The organism is Streptomyces sp. NPDC044002, from assembly GCF_056434525.1.
In genome coordinates this window covers 108,641-128,035 of the sequence record NZ_JBWKEZ010000008.1, presented here as the reverse complement: position 1 = coordinate 128,035, position 19,395 = coordinate 108,641, and the positions used below count along the sequence as shown (strand labels likewise).

The 19,395-nt window shown below is 73.4% G+C and carries 17 protein-coding genes; 12 read left to right on the top strand and 5 right to left on the bottom strand.

What is annotated here, in order from left to right:
• Positions 1–117 precede the first annotated feature (117 nt).
• The gene (locus AC07A6_RS08875) at positions 118–1,329 is read right to left on the bottom strand and encodes an ALF repeat-containing protein (protein ID WP_478776592.1); all 1,212 of its coding nucleotides are present in this window, start codon (positions 1,327–1,329) and stop codon (positions 118–120) included.
• A 104-nt stretch (positions 1,330–1,433) separates the two neighbouring features.
• Positions 1,434–2,567: a Gfo/Idh/MocA family oxidoreductase gene (locus AC07A6_RS08870; RefSeq protein ID WP_478776591.1), complete on the bottom strand. Its 1,134-nt coding sequence runs from the start codon at positions 2,565–2,567 to the stop codon at positions 1,434–1,436.
• Between the two features lie 55 nt (positions 2,568–2,622).
• Here AC07A6_RS08870 and AC07A6_RS08865 point away from each other — a divergent pair, with 55 nt between their 5' ends.
• Positions 2,623–3,759: an ROK family transcriptional regulator gene (locus AC07A6_RS08865; RefSeq protein ID WP_478776590.1), complete on the top strand. Its 1,137-nt coding sequence runs from the start codon at positions 2,623–2,625 to the stop codon at positions 3,757–3,759.
• A gap of 801 nt (positions 3,760–4,560) precedes the next feature.
• Here the strand turns inward: AC07A6_RS08865 and AC07A6_RS08860 are convergent.
• The gene (locus AC07A6_RS08860; protein WP_478776589.1) at positions 4,561–6,051 is read right to left on the bottom strand and encodes a hypothetical protein; all 1,491 of its coding nucleotides are present in this window, start codon (positions 6,049–6,051) and stop codon (positions 4,561–4,563) included.
• 333 nt (positions 6,052–6,384) lie between these two features.
• Between AC07A6_RS08860 and AC07A6_RS08855 the strand changes: the two genes are divergently transcribed.
• The 11 genes from AC07A6_RS08855 (at position 6,385) to AC07A6_RS08805 (ending at position 17,081) form a co-directional block, all read left to right on the top strand.
• Positions 6,385–6,507: a hypothetical protein gene (locus AC07A6_RS08855; protein WP_478776588.1), complete on the top strand. Its 123-nt coding sequence runs from the start codon at positions 6,385–6,387 to the stop codon at positions 6,505–6,507.
• Positions 6,508–6,746: 239 nt separating this feature from the next.
• Positions 6,747–7,496, top strand: coding sequence for a hypothetical protein (locus AC07A6_RS08850; protein WP_478776587.1), 750 nt, complete (start codon positions 6,747–6,749; stop codon positions 7,494–7,496).
• 81 nt (positions 7,497–7,577) lie between these two features.
• Positions 7,578–8,345, top strand: coding sequence for a GntR family transcriptional regulator (locus tag AC07A6_RS08845; protein WP_362461878.1), 768 nt, complete (start codon positions 7,578–7,580; stop codon positions 8,343–8,345).
• Positions 8,346–8,502: 157 nt separating this feature from the next.
• Positions 8,503–9,624, top strand: a complete 1,122-nt coding sequence (locus AC07A6_RS08840) for a TIGR03364 family FAD-dependent oxidoreductase (RefSeq protein WP_478776586.1) — start codon at positions 8,503–8,505, stop codon at positions 9,622–9,624.
• Positions 9,625–9,629: 5 nt separating this feature from the next.
• Entirely contained in the window at positions 9,630–10,409 is a 780-nt protein-coding gene (locus AC07A6_RS08835; RefSeq protein ID WP_478776585.1) for a phosphonatase-like hydrolase, read from the top strand.
• The gene (locus AC07A6_RS08830; protein WP_362461869.1) at positions 10,406–11,455 is read left to right on the top strand and encodes an ABC transporter ATP-binding protein; all 1,050 of its coding nucleotides are present in this window, start codon (positions 10,406–10,408) and stop codon (positions 11,453–11,455) included. The genes AC07A6_RS08835 and AC07A6_RS08830 overlap by 4 nt, the downstream gene beginning before the upstream one ends.
• Positions 11,448–12,395 (top strand): 2-aminoethylphosphonate ABC transporter permease subunit, encoded by a 948-nt coding sequence (locus tag AC07A6_RS08825; RefSeq protein WP_478776584.1) that lies wholly within the window; start codon positions 11,448–11,450, stop codon positions 12,393–12,395. Before AC07A6_RS08830 ends, AC07A6_RS08825 begins: the two co-directional genes overlap by 8 nt.
• Positions 12,382–13,179: an ABC transporter permease gene (locus AC07A6_RS08820; RefSeq protein WP_478776583.1), complete on the top strand. Its 798-nt coding sequence runs from the start codon at positions 12,382–12,384 to the stop codon at positions 13,177–13,179. Before AC07A6_RS08825 ends, AC07A6_RS08820 begins: the two co-directional genes overlap by 14 nt.
• Before the next feature lie 68 nt (positions 13,180–13,247).
• On the top strand, positions 13,248–14,333 hold the full coding sequence (locus AC07A6_RS08815) for a 2-aminoethylphosphonate ABC transporter substrate-binding protein (RefSeq protein ID WP_478776582.1): 1,086 nt from the start codon (positions 13,248–13,250) through the stop codon (positions 14,331–14,333).
• Positions 14,334–14,561: 228 nt separating this feature from the next.
• Positions 14,562–16,160, top strand: coding sequence for an alkaline phosphatase family protein (locus tag AC07A6_RS08810; RefSeq protein ID WP_478776581.1), 1,599 nt, complete (start codon positions 14,562–14,564; stop codon positions 16,158–16,160).
• Positions 16,161–16,301: 141 nt separating this feature from the next.
• A complete protein-coding gene (locus AC07A6_RS08805) occupies positions 16,302–17,081 on the top strand; it encodes an HAD-IIA family hydrolase (RefSeq protein ID WP_386270579.1) in 780 nt (259 codons plus the stop codon).
• On the opposite strand, the gene AC07A6_RS08800 is transcribed toward AC07A6_RS08805, so the two are convergent.
• Positions 17,078–19,093, bottom strand: coding sequence for a zinc ribbon domain-containing protein (locus AC07A6_RS08800; RefSeq protein WP_478776580.1), 2,016 nt, complete (start codon positions 19,091–19,093; stop codon positions 17,078–17,080). The genes AC07A6_RS08805 and AC07A6_RS08800 overlap by 4 nt on opposite strands.
• Positions 19,094–19,135: 42 nt before the next feature.
• Positions 19,136–19,369 (bottom strand): hypothetical protein, encoded by a 234-nt coding sequence (locus AC07A6_RS08795; RefSeq protein ID WP_478776579.1) that lies wholly within the window; start codon positions 19,367–19,369, stop codon positions 19,136–19,138.
• Positions 19,370–19,395 lie beyond the last annotated feature (26 nt).

The window sequence follows — 19,395 nt, the reverse complement described above, 5'->3', positions numbered from 1 at the left end:
CCCTCACCCCCCCCCCCCCCCCCCCCCCCCCCCCCCCCCCCCCCCCCCCCCCCCCCCCCCCCCCCCCCCCCCCCCCCCCCCCCCCCCCCCTCCCTGCGTGTGTGACGGCTGAGCCGGTCAGCCTTCGGCCGAGGTGCGTCGGCGGCGGTTGGCGACGACCAGGCCGGCGCCCGCGGCGAGCGCGGCGGCGCCGGTGCCGGCGATCCACGTCTCGGAGCCGGCGCCCGTGCTGGCGAGCGGGGTGGAGCCGGAGCCGCCCGCCGGGGTGACGTGGGCGTTGCCGCCGGTGCCCTTGGCGACGGCGGGCTGGACCACGCCGGTGGTGCCGGTGCCGGTGCCGGTGCCGGTGTTCGTGCCGGTGTTCGTGCCCGTCCCGGTGCCGCCCGTGGTGCCCGAGCCGCCGGTGTGGCCGGCGGCCTTGTCCTTGGCGCGCGCCACGTGCTGGCCGGTCTTGAGGAACTCCGTGCGGTCCGCCGCGGTGCCCTTGAGGGCGGCGAGGGCGGCCTTCTTCAGTTCCGGGCCGGCGTTGGCGACCATCCTCGCGATGTCGACCCTGTTGTCGTCGTCGCGGAGTACGTGCTGCTCCTTCAGCATGAACGCGCGCAGCTGCTCGGGGGTCGGGTTGCTTTCGAGGAGCTTGACGATCCCCTCCTTCAGGCCCGGTCCTGCGTCCTTCAGCATGCCGAGCAGCGCGACCCGGTCGTCCTCGGCGCGGACCTTGTGCTGGCGGGTGGCGACGAACTCGCGGATCTTCTCGCGCGTGCCGTGGCTCATCAGGTCGTTGACGGCCTGGGTGATGCCCCGGCCGGCGCCGTTGAGCATGCGCATCATCTCGACGCGGTCGTCTTCGAGGCGGGCGACGTGCTGGCCCTCCTTCAGGAACGCCGTGAAGGCGTCCTGGTTCTCCTTGCGCAGGGTCTCCTTGCCCGCGGCCTGCACGGCCTTCCCGCCGCGGTCGATGATCTGCGAGATCCGGACGTAGTCGTCGTCGAACTGCTGCCTTGCCAGCTCGACGTCCAGGAAGTGCCGCATCGCGTTGGCGTCGCCCTTGAGTGCCTCCGCGGCGGCCTTGCGGACGCCGGGGCCGCTCGCCGGGTCGTTCAGGATCTGCTGGATCCGGGCCCGGTACTGGGCTGCCGGGTCCTCGGCCGGGGTCTTCGCCGGGGTCGTCGCGGGCTTCGCGCCGGCCTGCGGGTCCTGGTCGGGCGCGGTCGGCGACGACGGGGCCGCCGCCGACCCGGAGTCGGCGGCGAAGGCGGGCGAGGCGAGCAGGACAGCCGGGGCGATCGCGGCGGTGGCCACGACGGACGCGATCCGGGGCAGCTTCACAGGCAGGGTTTCCGTTCTTCACATGTGTGATGATCAGCAGCCTGTGCAGGATAGATCGCAATTCGGTGCTCTATGCATCGATTTTTCGACAAAGGCCGATCACATCAGGCGGATCCCATCTCCACGGCCACGCCCTCCCGGGAGGACCTGCGGGCCGCCTCCAGCACCGCCAGGCAGCGCGCCGCCTCCTCGGCGGTGACCGGCGCCGGTCCGCCAGTCCGCAGGGCCTCCGCGACGGCGGCGTAGTACGCGGGGTAGTCGCCGGGGGAAGTGCGCACCGGGATTCCGCCGCCGGTCAGGGGGGATTCGCCGGAGCCCAGCCGCCCCCACAGGTGCTCGGGCTCCTCGCCCCAGGGCTGCGCGTCGGGGTCGCCGCCGCCGGGCCGCAGCCCCTCGCGCAGGGCGGCCTCCTGGGGGTCCAGGCCGTACTTGACGTAGCCGGCGCGCGAGCCGAGCACGCGGAACCGCGGGCCGAGCTGGGCCGCGGTCGCGCTGACGTAGAGGTGGGAGCGGACACCGTTCGCATGCGTGATCGCGATGAACGTGTCGTCGTCGGCCTCCGCGGCCGGGCGGCGCACGTCGGTCTCCGCGTACACGCGCACCGCCGGGCCGAAGAGCACCAGTGCCTGGTCGACGACGTGGCTTCCGAGGTCGTACAGCAGGCCGCCGATCTCCTCCGGGGCCCCGGACTCCCTCCAGCCGCCCTTGAGCTGCGGGCGCCACCGCTCGTAGCGGGACTCGAACCGCTGGACCTCGCCGAGCTCGCCGTCGGCGAGGAGGCGGCGCAGGGTGAGGAAGTCGTTGTCCCAGCGGCGGTTCTGGAAGACGGAGAGGAAGGTCCCGGTGCGCTCCGCGAGCGCGGCCAGCCTGTACGCCTCGGCGGCGGTGGCGGCCAGCGGCTTGTCCACGACCACGGGGATGCCGGCGGTGAGGGCGGCGGTGGCGAAGGGGACGTGGGTCTTGTTGGGGGAGGCGACGACGACCAGGTCGGGGGCGTCCGGCCGCTGCCACAGCTCGTCGGCGGAGGCGGCGATGCGGACGTCGGGGTGGGCCTCGCGAGCCTGGGCCTGCCGGCCGGGGTCGGAGGTGACGACGGTGTCGAGGAGGAGGCCGTCGGTCGCGGACACGAGCGGGGCGTGGAAGACGGAGCCGGCGAGTCCGTAGCCGATGAGCGCTACGCGCAGCGGGGAGGTGGAGGTGGAGGTGGGAGTGGGAGTGGGCGTGGGGGTGGTGGTCATGGGAACACTTTGGCAACAGCGTTGCGTAAGTGCAAGGAGGGTGGACAATGGGCTGGTGAACAGGGGCAACGGGGACGGCGAGGCCGGCAGCGGTCGGGGCGGGGTGAACCTGCCCGCGCTGCGCGGGCACAACGAGGCGCTGCTGCTGGACCTGCTGCGCGCCGCGGGGGCGCCGGGACTGGGCCGCGCGGAGCTCGCGGCGCGGACGGGGCTCACCCCGCAGGCCGTCAGCAAGATCACCGCCCGGCTCGCGGCCGAGGGGCTGGTGGCCGAGGCCGGCCGCGGCGCCTCGACCGGCGGCAAGCCGCGCACGCTGCTGCGGCTGGTGCCGGGGGCCCGGCACGCGGTCGGGGTGCACCTGGACCGCGACGAGCTGAGCGCGGTCCGCGTCGACCTGGCGGGCGGCGTGGTCGCGCGGTGGAGCGGGCCGCTGGACTTCGGGGCCGGCCCCGGGGCGGTGGTGGATTCCGTCGTACGAGCGGTCGCGCGGGTTTCCGGAGAGGCGGGGGCGGAGCCGCCGCTGCTCGGTGTGGGCGCCGCAGCGCCGGGCCCGCTGGACTGGCGCAGCGGGGTGCTCGGGAGGGTGACGGGGTTCCCGGACTGGGCGGGGTATCCGTTGCGGGAGGTGCTGGCGGGGCGGCTGGGGCTGCCGGTGGTGCTGGACAAGGACACCAACGCCGGGGTCGCGGCGGGGGCTCCGGGCGGGCCGGGGGCCCCGGGCGGGCCGGGGGCCCCGGGCGGGCCGGGCTCTGGCACCACGGTGTACCTCCACGTCGGCACCGGACTCGGGGCCGGGCTGCGGATCGACGGGGCGGTGCACCGGGGGGCGCGCTCGGCGGCGGGGGAGTTCGGCCACCAGGTGCTCCGGCTGGACGGCCCGCCGTGCCGGTGCGGGGGGCGCGGCTGCCTGGAGGCGCTCTGCCTGGCGGCGGTGGCCCGGGGCGACCTGGCGGAGGCGGCGCGGATCCTGGGGGAGGGGGCGGCGAACCTGGCCGCGCTGCTGGACGTGGACCGGATCCTGCTCGGTGGACGGGTGGTGGACGCGCACCCGGAGCCCTTCGTGGCCGGTGTCCGCGCGGTGCTGGCGTCGCGCGTCCTGCTGGAGCATCCGCCGTCGGTCACGCGTTCCCCGGGCGGGGTCGCGGAGGGGGCGGCGGCGCTGGTGCGGGGGCGGGTGTTCGGCTGGGCCTGACCCTTGCCCTTGCCCTGGCCGGGCGGGGGGCGGGGCGGGGTGGGCCGTGCCCTCGGCGGGGCCGGGCCGGCGGGGCGGGGTCGCTGCGCGGGGCCGGTCCCCTACCCGCCCTTCCACCGTTCCTCGGGGCTCCGCCCCGAACCCCGCACCTCAAGCGCCGGTGGGGCTGGGCCGGGGGCTCCGCCCCGGGCCCCGGGCCCGCGCGCCGGGTCGGGGGCTCCGCCCCGAACCCTGGGTGCTGCACCCTGGGTCGGGAGCTCCGCCCGCCCCCCGCGGTTTGGTCCCGGGGCGGGGGTGGCCTCGGGCCTGTTCCGCGGGGTGCGGCTGGGGCAGGATGGCGGCGGTGAGCATCCATGTCCTGGGCCACCGGGGCCGGTTCCCCGGTTCCGTGCCTGCCGGCGGGCCGCCGTGGGCGGTCTTGCCGGTGGCGGACGTCAGGGACGCCGATCCTGCCGCGAGTCCGCCGAGGTGCGGACCGTGCGGGGGGAGACGGTGTTCGTGTCGGCGCAGGATGCCGCCGAGCTGGAGCGGTTCTGCGCCGGCCACCGGATCCCGGTGGGCCGCCGCCCCCATGTCTGGGGCGACCTGCTCGAACCCTTCCTCGACACCGCGTTCGACACCCGGCACGAGTCGGAGACCCTGGACCGGCTCGCGCGCAACGGGATCGGCAGCGCCGAGGCGGCCCGGATCCGCGAGCGGGTCGGCCCGCTCATGGCCTCCTACAACGGTGTGCACTGGGACTGGTGCCACCTCGGCCTCGCCGACCTCCTCGACGCGGCCGGCTCCGATCTCGTACCGTTCCTAGCGATGTTGGCCGCTGTGGGCCGGATCGCCGCGAACCGGGCTGGCCGGTTGTCTCCCCGAACGGTCTTGGGAAACGGAGAGCAGCGCGAGCTGGTCGCTTCGGTCCCGGCAGGTCTTGGTGCCCTGGTGGGGCGTGCCTGTGGTCCTTGGCGGGCTCGCGGTCCCGCACGCCCTCGGGTGGGGCACGGTCTGGCCGGTAGCTCTCCGCTCCACGATCCTCTGGTCGTGTGCGGTCACACCTGGCCGACGCCGTGCCCCGTGTCCGAGGGCGCGCCTGCCGATCGCCGCTGCGGCCGCGTGGTGGCCGGTGACGATCGTGGTCTTCGACTGCTGCTGAAGTGGGGCCTTCCAGTACTGGCCGCCCCAGCGGGATGTGTAGGCGGGGTCGACCGCGACGACGACGAGCCCCGCGTGGTGGGCCATGCCGCGCACGCGTTCCCGGAAGCGGGCGGTGGGGAGTCCGGCGACCGTGCGGCGGAAGGCCTTGCCGCGTCTGCCGCGGCCCATGGTTTCGCGGCCGGTGGCGCGGGCGTCGTCGAAGCCGAGGTTTTCGATCGCCAGGCCGGCGCAGCCGTTCGCCTTGGCGAGGTGGATGAGTTCGCTGATCGCCTGCCGCAGTCGTCCGTCGCGCTGTGATGCAGGTCCGGTCAGGCTGGCGGGGACGGTGACGGGCCGGCCCACCGGGTTGCCGTGCGCGTCGATGACGCAGGCGGCGAGGTGGCCGGCGTTGAGGTCCACGGCCAGCAGCCGCACACCGGTGGCAGCCAGCTCCACCGGGGTGGGCAGAACCGCATTCGGGGTGGACCAGGACGCGTCGAGGTACCAGCGGCCACGTTCGGGGTCGTGGGTGATGTCGTAGCGCACGGCCCGGTTGGCGGTGACCCGGTCCAGCCACTCGCCCCGGCGGTGGTTGAAGATGACGGTGCAGGCGAGGCGGTAGCGGCCGCGTGGCGCGTTCGCCAGGTGCCGCAAGGGCTCGGGAAGCACGATCGAGACCGTGCCGCAGGCCGGGTCCACACTGATCGTGTAGTTCCCGTACGGCGCCCCGGACTCCCCGTCGGCGGTCAGGAACAGGCGGGCCGCCTCCCACCGCTCCCGCCACCCGGATTCACCGAGACCGGCCTCCGTGAGGTGGTGCCGCACCTTGGCGAGCCGCCTGCCGCCTACGACGACCGCCGGATGCCCGGCCTCGATACGGGCCTCCACACCGGCCAGGCGCGCGGTGAGCACCTGCAACCGGCGCTGCTTCTGTGCACGTTCGGCCGGGCACGGGTAGCCCCGAACACCGCCCGCACGCTGCCCGCACGGCACCGCCAGACGCTGACGGATCCCGGCGATGGCCCGGCGCAGGGAGGCCCGCTCATCGAACAGGCACCGCAGGGAGAGCTGGTACTGGTCCTCACTGGCGCGGGTGATCGCCCCCGCCCAGCGCGATGACGACACCTTCGTCAGCGCCCGCTTGCGCTCCGCCCGCCGATTCCCCTTCACCGCCACCCGACCAATCCGCAGCCGCTCAGCAAGATCGGCACGGGCGCACCCGCCGAGATGCCCGCCAACGACCCGCAAGACCAGGGCATCCTCAGCGGACACGCGCAAACGGTCCCTGATCCGCGCACCCGCGGGAGCAGACACGGTGAATGGCTCGGCCAGCGCGCGCAGTGCACGCTTCGGCTCCCGCTTTCTCCCACCGCGCGCCATCGGCCACCCCCTCCCCATCCCCTACACCAGCACGGACGTTCCCTACTCAGACTGACGTCTCACAGAAGCCACCGCGCCTGCAACGCCTCCCGTTCACCCGTACGAGGCAGCCAACCGCCAGCCATGACCAACAACCGAATCAACTGCTGGCCACCCGAGGGGCTGCGGGTGCCGCCGCGGGACCGGGCGGCCTTCCGCGCCTGGGCCATGGAGATCGCCGACCGGCCCGTGGCCCGCCCCGTTTGACCCCGGCCGCCGTTCGGGCGTAAACCGGCAGGGCTCGGGCGTGGGCTGCGGGTCCCGGGGTGCGGGGTCGTGGCAGGGTGCGGGCACGGGGCGGGGTGATTGTCGCCTCGTCCGAACATCGTTCCGTTCGGTTCCGCTCGGTTCCTTCCGCTCGGTTCCCTCCGGTCCGTTCTGTTCCGGTCCGCCGCCTTCCACCCGCCTTCCTTCCGTACCGTCCGGCGAGCAGCAAAGGGTCTCCCATGCGACTGCGCAACACCCGCAACGCCCTGGCCCTCACCGCCCTCCTGCTCGCCCTCGGCGCCGTCGGCCCCGCCACCGCCACCGCCGACATCGGCAACGGCGGCGGGGCCCGCCCCGCCCCCGCGCTGCCCTCCCGGGCACACGCCACCTGCGGCGACGGCAAGGCCCCGGCGTTCCCCATCGGGGCGCGGATCCGGGGCGGGCCGGCGGTCTACCGGGCCGGTGCCGGGGCGCAGGGCTGGCTGCTGGACCTGACCAACACCACCAGCGGGACCTGCACGGCCATCCACCCCGTGGTCGTCTTCACCGACCCCGCCCGGGCCCTGCGCCCCGCCCACCTCAAGATGGAGTTCGAGGCGCCCGGCGGCCCCTACCCCGTCACCCTGGAGCGCTCCGACCGCGACGAGATCATCGCCGTGTTCGACGGCGGGAGCCGGTTCTCCGGCTTCTCCGTCCCGGCCGGGGGTTCGGCCACCGTCAAGGTGAAGCTGGCCTTCGCCCCCGACGCCCCCCTCGGCGAGGTCGTCGCCGACGCCGCGCTGGTCCAGCGCCAGGCCGACGACGGCGCGTGGGTCGGCGAGGCCGGCGGGTACCGCTTCTCGGTGCAGGGGCCGCAGGAGCCGGCCGAGGCGGGCTCGCTCGCGCACACCGGCCCCCGCGAGTGGGCCTACGGCGGGCTGGCCGTCGCCGCGCTCGCCGCCGGGGGCGGGCTGCTGCTCGGCGCGCGGAGGATCAGGGCCTCCGCGTAGCGCCTCCGCCCGCACCACCCGCCCCGCACCACCCGCCCCGCACCACCCGCCCCGTACACCTGCCCCGCGTACAGTCCGAGGGTGGAAGACCAGAACCCGCCGCCCCACCGCCCCGGCTCGCCCGTCCGCTCCGGCATCCCCGAGCACGGCCGCATCCCCAAGTACTACGCCGTCAAGGCCCGCATTGCCGACCTCCTCGACGAGCTCGGCGAAGGCGGCCCGCTGCCCACCGAGCGCGATCTCGCCGAGCGGTACGAGGTGGCCCGCGAGACCGTGCGCCAAGCGCTGCGCGAGCTGCTGCTCGAAGGCCGGCTGCGCCGTTCCGGGCGCGGGACCGTGGTGGCCGGCCCGAAGCTGGAGCAGCCGCTCTCCCTCGCCAGCTACACCGAGGGGGTGCGCCGCCAGGGCCGTCGTCCGGGCCGCAACCTGATCGGCCTGGAGCGCTTCCCCTGCCCGTCCGATCTCGCTCCCGGCATCGGCGCCGAGGCGGGCGAGCCCGTCTGGCACCTGGAGCGGGTGCTGCTCGCCGACGACGAGCGCGTCGGGCTGGAGAGCACGTACATCCGGGTGGCCCGGGTCCCCCACCTCGACGTCGATTTCCAGCCGGACTCCTCCTTCTACGGCTACCTCCACGACAGCCTCGGCATCTCCTTCGGGGACGCGGACGAGAAGCTGGAGACCGTCCTCGCCACCCCCCGCGAGGCCCTGCTGATCGGCACCCCGCCCGCGCTCCCGATGCTGCTCATCCACCGCTTCTCGCGGGACCGGGACGGCCGGCCGCTCGAACGGGTGCGTTCGCTCTACCGTGGCGACCGGTTCAGCTTCACGACCCACCTGCGGCCCGAGTAGCCGCCGGAGCCCCGCCCGAATCACCCCCAATCGGGCAAACAGGAGTCAATCCAAATAACAGAACGATAACGGGTCTAGTCCAAGCGTCGAGGGCTGTTCACTGCCCCGTCGCCCCCGCGCTCCCTCCGGGTCACGGACCGCGCAGACCGTGGACGCCGTGAGAGTCATAGTCGTCGGAGGCGGCGTGGTCGGCACCATGCACGCCTGGCAAGCAGTCCAACGCGGCCACGAGGTCGTCCAGATCGAGCGCGAAGCCGAGGCGCGCGGCGCCTCACTGCGCAATTTCGGCCAGATCTGGGTCAGCGGCCGGGCCGGGGGCGAGGAGCTCGACACCGCCCTGCGCGCCCGCGAGCTCTGGGAGCGGATCGGCGCGGAGGTGCCCGGCCTGGGCTTCCGCGCCATCGGCTCCCTCACCCCCGTACGCAACGCCCGCGAGTACGCGGTCGCCGAGGCGGCCGCCGCCCGCCCCGACGCCGCCGCCCGCGGCTACGAGCTGGTCTCCGCCGCCGAGGCGCGGGCGGTCAACCCGGCCCTGCGCGGGGCCTTCGAGGCCGCCCTGTGGTGCGAGCGCGACGCGGCCGTCGAACCGCGCACCGCCCAGCTCCACCTCCGCGAGGCCCTGCGCGCCTCCGGCCGCTACACCTTCGTCCCCGGCCGCGAGGTACGCGACCTGGCCGGCCCCGGCGCCGTCCGCGACGACCACGGCGACGTCCACCGCGGCGACGCCGTCGTCCTCGCCACCGGAGCCTGGCTGTCCGGCCTGGTCCGCGAACTCGCCCCCGAACTGCCCGTCCGCCGCGTCCGGCTCCAGATGATGCAGACCGCCCCGCTGGGCGAGCCGCTCACCACCTCCGTCGCCGACGCCGACAGCTTCCGCTACTACCCCGCCTACCGGAGCGACGCGCTCGACGTCCTCAACGCCGAGCAGGCCCAGACGCCCGTCGCCGCCGCGCACAAGATGCAGCTGCTGATGGTCCAGCGCCAGGACGGCGGACTGACCATCGGCGACACCCACGAGTACGAGCACCCCTTCGCGTTCGACACCCTCGAAGACCCCTACGACCACCTCACCCAGGTCGTCGAGTCCTTCCTCGGCCGGCCCCTGCCGAAGATCAGGAACCGCTGGGCCGGCGTGTACGCGCAGTGCACCGACACCACCCGCGTCGTCCACCGCCAGCAGGTGGCCGACGGCGTCTGGCTGGTGACCGGACCCGGCGGCCGCGGCATGACCTGCTCGCCCGCCATAGCCGAGACCACCGCGAACGAACTGGGCTGGTGAGCCGCATGACCCCCAACACCCCCAACACCCCCAACACCCCCAACACCCCCAACACCCCCAACACCCCCAACACCCCCGACGCCCCCGAGCAGCCCAAGAAGCTGGTCGTCCTCGACATGGCCGGCACCACCGTCGCCGACGGCGGTCTCGTCGAGCGCGCCTTCGAGCAGGCCGCCGCACGCCTCGGCGTCGAACCGGGCACCCCCGCCCACGCCGAGAAGCTCCAGTACGTCCGCGACACCATGGGCGAGTCGAAGATCTCCGTCTTCCGCCACCTCTTCGGCACGGAGGAGCGCGCCCGGCTCGCCAACTCCGCCTTCGAGGAGGCGTACGCGGAACTCGTCGACGGCGGCCTCGTCGCCCCGCTCCCCGGCGCCCGCGCCGCCATCGAGGAACTCCGCGCCGCCGGCCACACCGTCGCCCTCACCACCGGCTTCGCCCGCGTCACCCAGGACGCCATCCTCGACGCCCTCGGCTGGCACGGCCTCGCCGACCTCACCCTGTGCCCCGCCGACGCGGGCGGCCGCGGCCGCCCCTACCCGGACATGGTGCTGGCCGCGTTCCTGCGCACCGGCGCCGTGGCCGACGTACGCGACACCGTCGTCGCGGGCGACACCGCGTACGACATGCTCAGCGGCCGCCGCGCCGGCGCCGGCACCGTCGCCGGAGTCCTCACCGGCGCCCACGACCGCGCCACGCTGACCGGGCACGGCGCGACCCACGTCCTCGGCTCCGTCGCCGAACTCCCCGCCCTCCTCCTCACCCTCCCCGCGGAGCCGTCGTGAGCGGCATCCGCTTCGACTCCGTCTCGGTCGCCTACCACGGCACCACCGTCCTGGACTCCCTCGACCTGACCGTCGAACCCGGCGAGGTCATGGCCCTCCTCGGCCCCTCCGGCTCCGGCAAGACCACGGCCCTGCGCGCGGTCGCCGGCTTCGTCCGGCCCGCCTCCGGGCGGGTGCTGATCGGCGGCCGGGACGTCACCGCCCTGCCGCCGCACAAGCGCGGCATCGGGATGGTCGTCCAGCAGTACGCGCTCTTCCCGCACATGCGCGTCGAGGACAACGTCGCTTTCGGGCTCAGGGCGCAGAAGGCCCCCAAGGCCGAGGTCCCCGCCCGCGTCGCCGAGGCCCTGGAGATGACGGGGATGGCCGCCTACGCCCGCCGCTACCCCCGCGAACTGTCCGGCGGCCAGCAGCAGCGCGTAGCCATCGCCCGGGCCCTCGCCATCCGGCCCGGCGTCCTCCTCCTGGACGAACCCCTCTCCGCCCTCGACGCCCAGCTGCGCTCCGGGATGCTGGCGGAACTGGCCCGGCTGCACCGCGAACTGCCCGAGGTGTCCATCCTGTACGTCACCCACGACCAGGTAGAGGCGCTGACGCTGGCCGACCGGATCGCCGTCATGGACCGGGCCCGCCTCCAGGACTGCGGCACCCCGCAGCAGCTGTACCGGGCGCCGCGCACCGAGTTCACCGCGTCCTTCGTCGGCAACGCCAACCTGCTGCCGGTGACGGTGGCCGACGGCGGCGCCGTCTTCGCGGGCCGCACGCTGGCCCTCGACGCCGGACGCGCGGCCCCTGGCTCCACCGCCACCCTGTGCGTACGCCCGCACCTGCTCGGGCTCGGCGAGGGCCCGAACGCCCTGCGCGGCACGATCACCGAGGTGCAGTGGCGCGGCTCGACGCACCGGCTGTACGTGGACGTGGGCGGGCACCGCGTGAAGGCGGACCTGCCCGAGCTGAGGGAGACCCCGGCGCTGGGCGACGAGGTGACCCTGCACTTCGAGCCCCGCGACGCGGTGCTCCTGGCGGCGGGGGTGTCCGATGGCTGACGCGGCCCGGCCCCCGGCCGCTCCCGCCCCGGCCGCCGCTCCCGCCCCGGCCGCCACCCGCGCCCCGGCCGGGGCCGCCGCCGGCACGGCACCGCCGGAACGGGCCGACCCGGCCCCCCGAGGTCTCCCGCGCGCCGTCTGGGCGCTGCCGCCGGTGGTGGTGCTCGCGCTGGTGTTCCTCTACCCGCTCGCGCTGGTCGTCCAGCAGTCCTTCACCCCCGAGAACGGCGGCGGCGCCCTCGACGCCTACTCCGCCGTCTTCGCCTCGAACGCCTTCCGCGAGGCCCTCGGCACCACCGTCTGGCTGGCCGTCGGCGCCACCGCGGGCTGCCTCCTCCTCGGCTTCACCCTCGCCCTGGTCATCGCGTTCGTGCCGTTCCCCGGAGCCAGGGCCGTCGCCAAGTTCATCGACGTCTTCCTCTCCTTCCCCTCCTTCCTCATCACCCTCGCCCTGCTCTTCATCTACGGCACGGTCGGCATGGCCAACGGCGTCTGGACCGACGTCCTCGGCGTCGCGGACGGCCCCTTCCACTTCCTCACCACCCCCTGGGGCGTCCTCCTCGCGGAGATCACGTACTTCACCCCGTTCGTGATGCGCCCGCTGCTCGCCGCCTTCTCCCAGCTGGACACCGCCCAGCTGGAGGTCGCCGCGGGCCTCGGCGCCCGCCCCGCCCGGATCGTCCGGCAGGTGATCCTCCCCGAGGCCCTGCCCGCCCTGGCGGCCGGCGGCAGCCTCGTCCTCGTCATGTGCCTCAACGAGTTCGGGATCGTCCTGTTCACCGGGGCCAAGGACGTCACGACCCTGCCGATGCTCGTCTACGGCAAGGCGATCCTCGAATCCGACTACGCGGCCGCCTGCGTGGTCGCCGTCGTCAACATCGCTATATCCGTCGGCCTGTTCGGCCTCTACCGGGTGGTGGGCAAGCGTGCTGGTGCATAGCAAGGGCGGCCGCTGGGCCGCCTGGGGCCTGTTCGGCGTCCTCTTCCTGCCCCTCTTCGCCCTGCCCCTCCTCGTGGTGGTCGCCGCCTCCTTCGCCACCCACTGGTCCGGGGCCTTCCCCTCCGGCCCGACCACCGCGAACTACGCCGCCGCCGTCCGCGGGGAGTCCCTCCAGGCCCTGACCACCTCGCTGGTCACCGCCCTGGCGGCGAGCCTGCTCGCGCTCACCGTCGGCACCTGGGCCGCGCTGGCCGCCGCTTCCCTCGGCAGGCGCGGGAAGCGCTGCCTGGACGCCCTGTTCGTGCTGCCGGTCGCCGTGCCGTCCGTGGTCGTCGGCCTCGCCGTGCTCGTCGCCTTCAGCCGGCCGCCCGTCCTCCTCAACGGCACCAGCTCGATCGTCATCCTGGCGCACACCGTTCTCGTCACGGCGTTCGCCTACCAGTCGGTCTCCGCCGCCATCGTCCGTCTCGACCCCGCGTACGAGCAGGCCGCGGCCTCCCTCGGCGCCCGTCCCGGCTACGTGCTGTGGCGGGTCCGCCTCCCGCTCCTGCTGCCGTCCCTCACCGCGGCCGCGGGCCTCTGCTTCGCCCTCTCCATGGGCGAGCTGAGCGCCACGATGATGCTCTACCCCCCGGACTGGATGCCCCTCCCGGTCCGGATCTTCACCGCCACCGACCGCGGTTCGCTCTTCGGCGGCTCCGCCGTCGCCGTGGTCCTGATGGCCACCACCCTGCTGGTGCTGCTGGCCGTCTCCCGCGTCCGCACCCGCGCGTCCTACCGCTGACCCCTGCCCTCCGGTTTCCCCCGTCCGTCCCCCTCCCCGCAGACTCCCTTTCCCCGTAAGGAAGTTCCATGACCGGCAAGCTCACGCTCCGCACCGCCGCCGCCCTCACCGGCGGCCTCGCCCTCGCCGCCTCCCTCACCGCCTGCGGCGGCGGCTCCACCGCGACCGCCGACGCCAAGGACGGCGGCGGCGAGAAGACGGTCACCGTCTACAGCGCCGACGGCCTCAAGAGCGACAAGGGCGACGGCTGGTACGACAAGGTCTTCGCCGAGTTCACCAAGAAGACCGGCATCGAGGTCAAGTACGTCGAAGGCGGGTCTGGCGAGATGGTGCAGCGCGCCGTCCGCGAGAAGACCAACACCCAGGCCGACGTGCTGATCACACTGCCCCCCTTCATCCAGCAGGCCGACGGCAAGGGGCTGCTCCAGGCGTACGCCCCGCAGGGCTCCGACAAGGTCAACGGGGCCGACAAGGCAGCCGACGGCAAGTGGACCTCCGTCGTCAACAACTACTTCGGCTTCGTCTACAACAAGAAGGAGCTCGGCCAGGCGCCCAAGACGTGGGAGGAGCTGCTCGACGCCAAGTACAAGGGCAAGCTCCAGTACTCCACCCCGGGTGTCGCGGGCGACGGCACGGCCGTCCTCATCAAGTCGATGCACGACTTCGGCGGCAAGGAGCCGGCGATGGAGTACCTGAAGAAGCTCCAGGCCAACAACGTCGGCCCGTCCTCCTCCACAAGCAAGCTCGCGCCGAAGACCGACAAGGGCGAGCTGCTCGTCGCCAACGGCGACGTCCAGATGAACTTCGCCCAGTCCAAGTCCATGCCCAACCTGGGCATCTGGTTCCCCGCCAGGGACGGCGGCAAGCCCACCACCTTCGCCCTGCCCTACGCCGCGGGCCTGGTCGCCAAGGCCCCGCACGCCGAGAACGGCAAGAAGCTCCTCGACTTCATGCTGGGCGAGGAGGCGCAGAAGCAGGTCAGCGAGATCGGCGGCGGCTTCCCGGCGCGCGCCGACGTCAAGCCGACCGACGCCAACGCCATCGAACTCACCAAGCTGATGGCCGGAGTCGAGGTCTTCCAGCCCGACTGGGCCGACATCGACAAGAACCTCACCGCCCACGTCGACGCGTGGAAGTCCGCGACCGGCAGCTGAGCGGCGGGGTGTTCGGCGGATCGCGGGCGAACACCCACTGGGCCTTAGCCCCCCGGCCACCCGCGGCCGCAACAGTCACCAATGGATAACGGGTCTGGACCGAAGGCCGCTCCTTCCGGTCCGGACCCGCCGCACGTCCGCGCGCACCCCGCACGTCCGCGCGCACCCCGCACGTCCGCGCAACCCGCTCGCCCCGCCGCGCCTTCCCCAACGCTCCTGGAGGAGCACGTGTCCACTGTCCTGTCCGGACGCACCCTCGCCGTGGCCGCCACCGCCACGGCCCTGCTCGCCACGACCCTCGGCCTCGGCGCCACGGCCTCCGCCGCCCCGCACCCCACCGACCCCGCCAAGGCGGCGGCCGAAGCGGCGGCCAAGGCGGCCGCCTCCGCCCCGGCCCCCGCCGCGGCCCAGGCGAACACCGACAAGGTCCTCGTCATCGGCCTCGACGGCGTCGTCCTCGACCGCATCAAGGCCGCCAACGCCCCGAACCTGAACGGGCTGATGGCCGAAGGCCTCACCGCCCGCAGCACCCTGTACGCCAACCCGATGGCCGCCACCTCCTCCGGCCCCGGCTGGTCCACCATCGCCACCGGCGTCTGGCCCGACAAGCACGGCGTGAAGGACAACTCCTTCACCGGCAAGAACTACGGCGCCCACCCCGACTTCCTGACCCGCGTCGAGAACGCCAAGCCGACCCTGAACACCTACGCGGCCGCCGACTGGGAGCCGATCACCTCCACCGACCAGAACGGCCCGATCTTCTCCGCCAAGGTCGACAAGCGGCTCTCCCTCAAGGGCGACCGCGACGGCTACGGCAACGAGGACCCGAAGATCGCCGCGGCCGCCTCCGCCGAGCTGCGCGACGGCAACCCCGACGCCGCCTTCGTCTACCTCGGCCAGGTCGACTCCGCCGGCCACTCCTACGGCGCCGCCGGCCAGCAGTACCTCGACGCCATCGGCCGCGTCGACACCCTCGTCGGCCAGCTCCTCACCGCCGTCAAGAACCGCCCCGCGTACGCCCAGGAGAACTGGAAGATCCTGGTCACCACCGACCACGGCCACACCGACGGCGGCGGCCACGGCGGCTCCACCATCCAGGAGCGCGGCACCTTCGTCATCGCCAAGGGCGCGGGCATCCCGGCCGGCTCCGTGCGCGAGGACGTACGCCTCGTCGACGTCGCCGCGACCGCCCTCGCCCAGGTCGGCGTCAGCACGGCCGCCCTGGACGGCGTACCGCTGGCGAGCCCCGACAGCGACCCCTTCGACACCCTGCGCCCGAACCTCCAGGCCCGCGTGGACGAGACCGGGATCCCCGCCGGCACCAAGGGCTTCACGCACACCCCGCCCGCCGGCTGGTCCGTCGACAACTCGAAGATGGGCACCGGCGGAGTCACCGAATGGGCCGGCTGGGCCTTCGCCACCGACGAGTTCTGGAGCCAGGCGCAGCGCGACCAGTGGCGCGAGCTGAACGTCCGCTCCCGTGACGTGTTCGCCGTCGCCGACTCCGACGAGTGGGACGACAAGGCCCACACCGGCACCTTCGACTCCACCCTGGTCACCCCCAAGTGGGCGGTCACCGGCGGCACCACGCGCACCCTGGACTTCCAGACGCACTACCGCCACGAGGCCGGCCAGACCGCCCAGGTCCTCGTCTCGTACAACGGCGGCGCCCCGGCGGTGGTGAAGACGTACACCGCCGACGCCGTCGCCAAGGCGGAGTCCCTCCAGCTCCAGGTCCCGGCGGGCGCCACCGACGTCCAGGTCCGCTTCCGCTACAGCGGCAGCAACAACTGGTACTGGACCGTGGACAACGTCCGTCTCGGCTAGGAACGTCCGGCCGCCCTGCCGTCGGGCCGGTCCGTCCGTCCGGGCCGTGGACGCCCCCGGCGTCCGCGGCCCGCGCCCGCTAGGGTGGTGGTACAGACCACAGACCCACAGGTCAGCGGCCACCAGAGCGGAGAGAAGTCAGTGGCGGAGCGCAAGCCGATCGAATCCTGGCTCACCGACATGGACGGGGTCCTCATCCACGAGGGCACCCCGATCCCCGGTGCGGACGCCTTCATCAAGCGGCTGCGCGATTCCGGCAAGCCCTTCCTGGTGCTGACCAACAACTCCATCTACACCCCGCGCGACCTGCAGGCCCGGCTGAGCCGGATGGGCCTGGACGTGCCCGTCGAGAACATCTGGACCTCGGCGCTCGCCACCGCGAAGTTCCTCGACGACCAGCGCCCGGGCGGCACCGCGTACGTCATCGGCGAGGCGGGCCTCACCACCGCCCTGCACGACATCGGCTACGTCCTGACCGACCACGAGCCCGACTACGTGGTCCTCGGCGAGACGCGGACCTACTCGTTCGAGGCCATGACCAAGGCCGTCCGGCTGATCAACGCCGGCGCCCGCTTCATCTGCACCAACCCGGACGAGACCGGCCCCTCCACCGAGGGGCCGCTCCCGGCGACGGGCGCGGTCGCCGCGCTGATCACCAAGGCGACCGGCAAGAAGCCCTACTTCGCCGGCAAGCCGAACCCGCTGATGATGCGTACGGGCCTCAACGCCATCGGCGCCCACTCCGAGACCAGCGCGATGATCGGCGACCGCATGGACACCGACGTGCTGGCCGGCCTGGAGGCGGGCATGCAGACCTTCCTCGTGCTGACCGGGCTGACCACGGCCCGGGACACCGAGAAGTTCCCCTACCGGCCCACCAAGACCGTCGACTCCATCGCCGATCTGGTCGACCTGGTTTAAGACTTGGTCCGTAACTCACCAGAGGGTGAGCTGGGGGTCGCAGCCGGGGCGGGGTCCGGGCTTTCCGGCGTGGTCACGAGGTCGTGACTCATCCGGGGTCGCTCGGTCCCGCCGTCCGGCGGTTCGGGGAGCAGAGGCACCACGTTGCCGTGGTACTGCCACGCGTCCCGCACCCCGGGGGTGTTCGGGTTCGGTGTGGTTGACTCCCACAGCGCTTCTTCCAGCGCTTGGGTATAGGTGATCTGGGCGTGCCGGGACGCGGTCGTGTCCAGGTATGCGGTCTTGGGGTCGTCCGCGTCGGCGAAGCGGACGAACGAGGCGAGGGCGGCGGAGACGAGGTCGCGCTTGCCGGTGAGGCCGCAGGCGGTGCATTTGTGCTCGCGGTCGCGGAGGGACTTCTTGACGCGTGCGCCGCACATGCAGTGCTGGGACAGGGCCGTGGACCAGGTGGAGGCCGGGACCAGCCGTCCGCCTGCGGCCTCGCACTCGTTCTTGAGGGCGGAGATCAGCAGGCCGGGCGTGGTCTGGGAGAGGCGCTTGCCCCACAGCCGGTACCAGTTGCGGATGTCGCAGTCCTCGATCACGAGTACGGGGCCGTGGGTGGTGATGATCTCCCGCGCCACGGTGCGGGCGCGGTGGCGCCGGTGTTCGGCTGCCGAGGCGGCGTGCTCGGCCTGGCGGGCGCGCAGTTCCCGGTAGTTCGCGGAGAGCCGGTCACGCCGGTATGCCTGCTTGGGCACGCCGTCCGTGCGGGTGTCACGGGCACCGCCGGGCACGGTCACCGTTTTGGGTGTGAGTCCGGCGTCGGCGCGGCGGCGGGCGCGGGCGGTCTGTTTCTTCGACAGTCCGTACTGCCCGGTGTTCGTCGCCCGGCGGGAACGCTCCAGTGCCCGCGCCCGGCCGCGCTGCTTCTTCGCCTGCTTGACCAGGAGGGTGCGCTCGGCGTCGGTCAGCGTGATCTCGGTGGAGACCGGCGTACCGGGGCCGAGGTCGGCGGGGAAGGAGACGACGGAGAGGTTGGAGACGTTGCCGTCCACCCCGCCGATCCGGTCCAGGGCGGCAGCCTGCTCGCGCATCTGTTGTACGGCCGGGGAGGTGTGGCCGGGGCCGAGGATCATCAGGTGTGCCTCGTACGCCCAGCCGCCCGGAGCAGACGCCTTGCGCCGGCGGACGAGGTCGACCTTGTGCCAGCGGCCGGGGTCGGCAAGGAAATGCTCGGCCCGCGCCCACCGGCCCGGCCCCTGGGGGATACGGACAGGCAGGACGAGGTCACCGCGTCGGCTGTCGGGGCCTCCGGAGAAGACGACGGCGAGGGGCCCGGTGTGGTCCCACCAGTTCGCCTTGCGTATCCCCGGCTTCCCGGCGGCGGTCAGCTTCCCCGTGGGGACCTTGGCGTCCGGCAGTGCCGGCCGGGGCATGCGGCGGGGCTGGGACAGGGGGTGCCGGCCGCCGGTGGTGTAGGCCATGGCGTGGCCGGCCAGGGTGCCGACGAGACGGAAGGTCTCCCACTTGTTGTCGGTGGTGTGGGAACGGGCGCGGCCGGGGATGCGGGTGAAGTCGTACCATCGGCCGATCCTGGGACGTCCGAAGCGCTGCCCGGTGGCGTCGGGGAACAAGTGCCGCTGTACGCCGTTCCATACCTCGTCGGCCATGTGCATGGCCAGGGCCTTGGAGGCGTGGTGCTTGAGGTGCCCGGCGGCTTCGAGGTGCTTGTAGGCGCTGCGTTCCAGGGCTTCGCGGGACAGGCCCAGGCGCTGCCGTACGGCCTTCGCGCCCTGATCGTTCCTCTCGCGGTAGGCGGTCCAGTAGGCGTCGACCTTGGCGCGGGCGTCACGCTGGACGGCCCGCTTGATGCTCCACATCGCTCCGAACAGCTTCCCCAGCCGGGCCAGGTCGGCGGGGTCGGTGACGGCGAGCGGCAGCACCATCACCGACACCATCCCGTCGTCGGGCTTCTTCCACTTCCGGGCCTTGTTCTTCCCCCGGAACTTCCGCGTCTGGGCAGCCTGCATCACTCGTCACCCCCCATCGTCGATCAGTCGACCCGCGACACGCTACGTGATCAGATGACTACAATTCCCGGTTTCGAAGATACCGGGCAGGTGGCGCTGCAACTCAACGTGATCGTCCAGCATGTCTACGACCTCAATAGCGGACGTGACGACTTCCCTGCCCACGTTTGCGTCGGCCGCGCCCCACTGCGGCCCGTGGGCCAGCTCGACGAGTGGCGGGCAGTGCATCCGAAGCGCGGAGATCGACGTCTGCCTCGCCGCCATCCAGTGCGTCATCGCCTCGGCGACTCATGGCCTGGCAG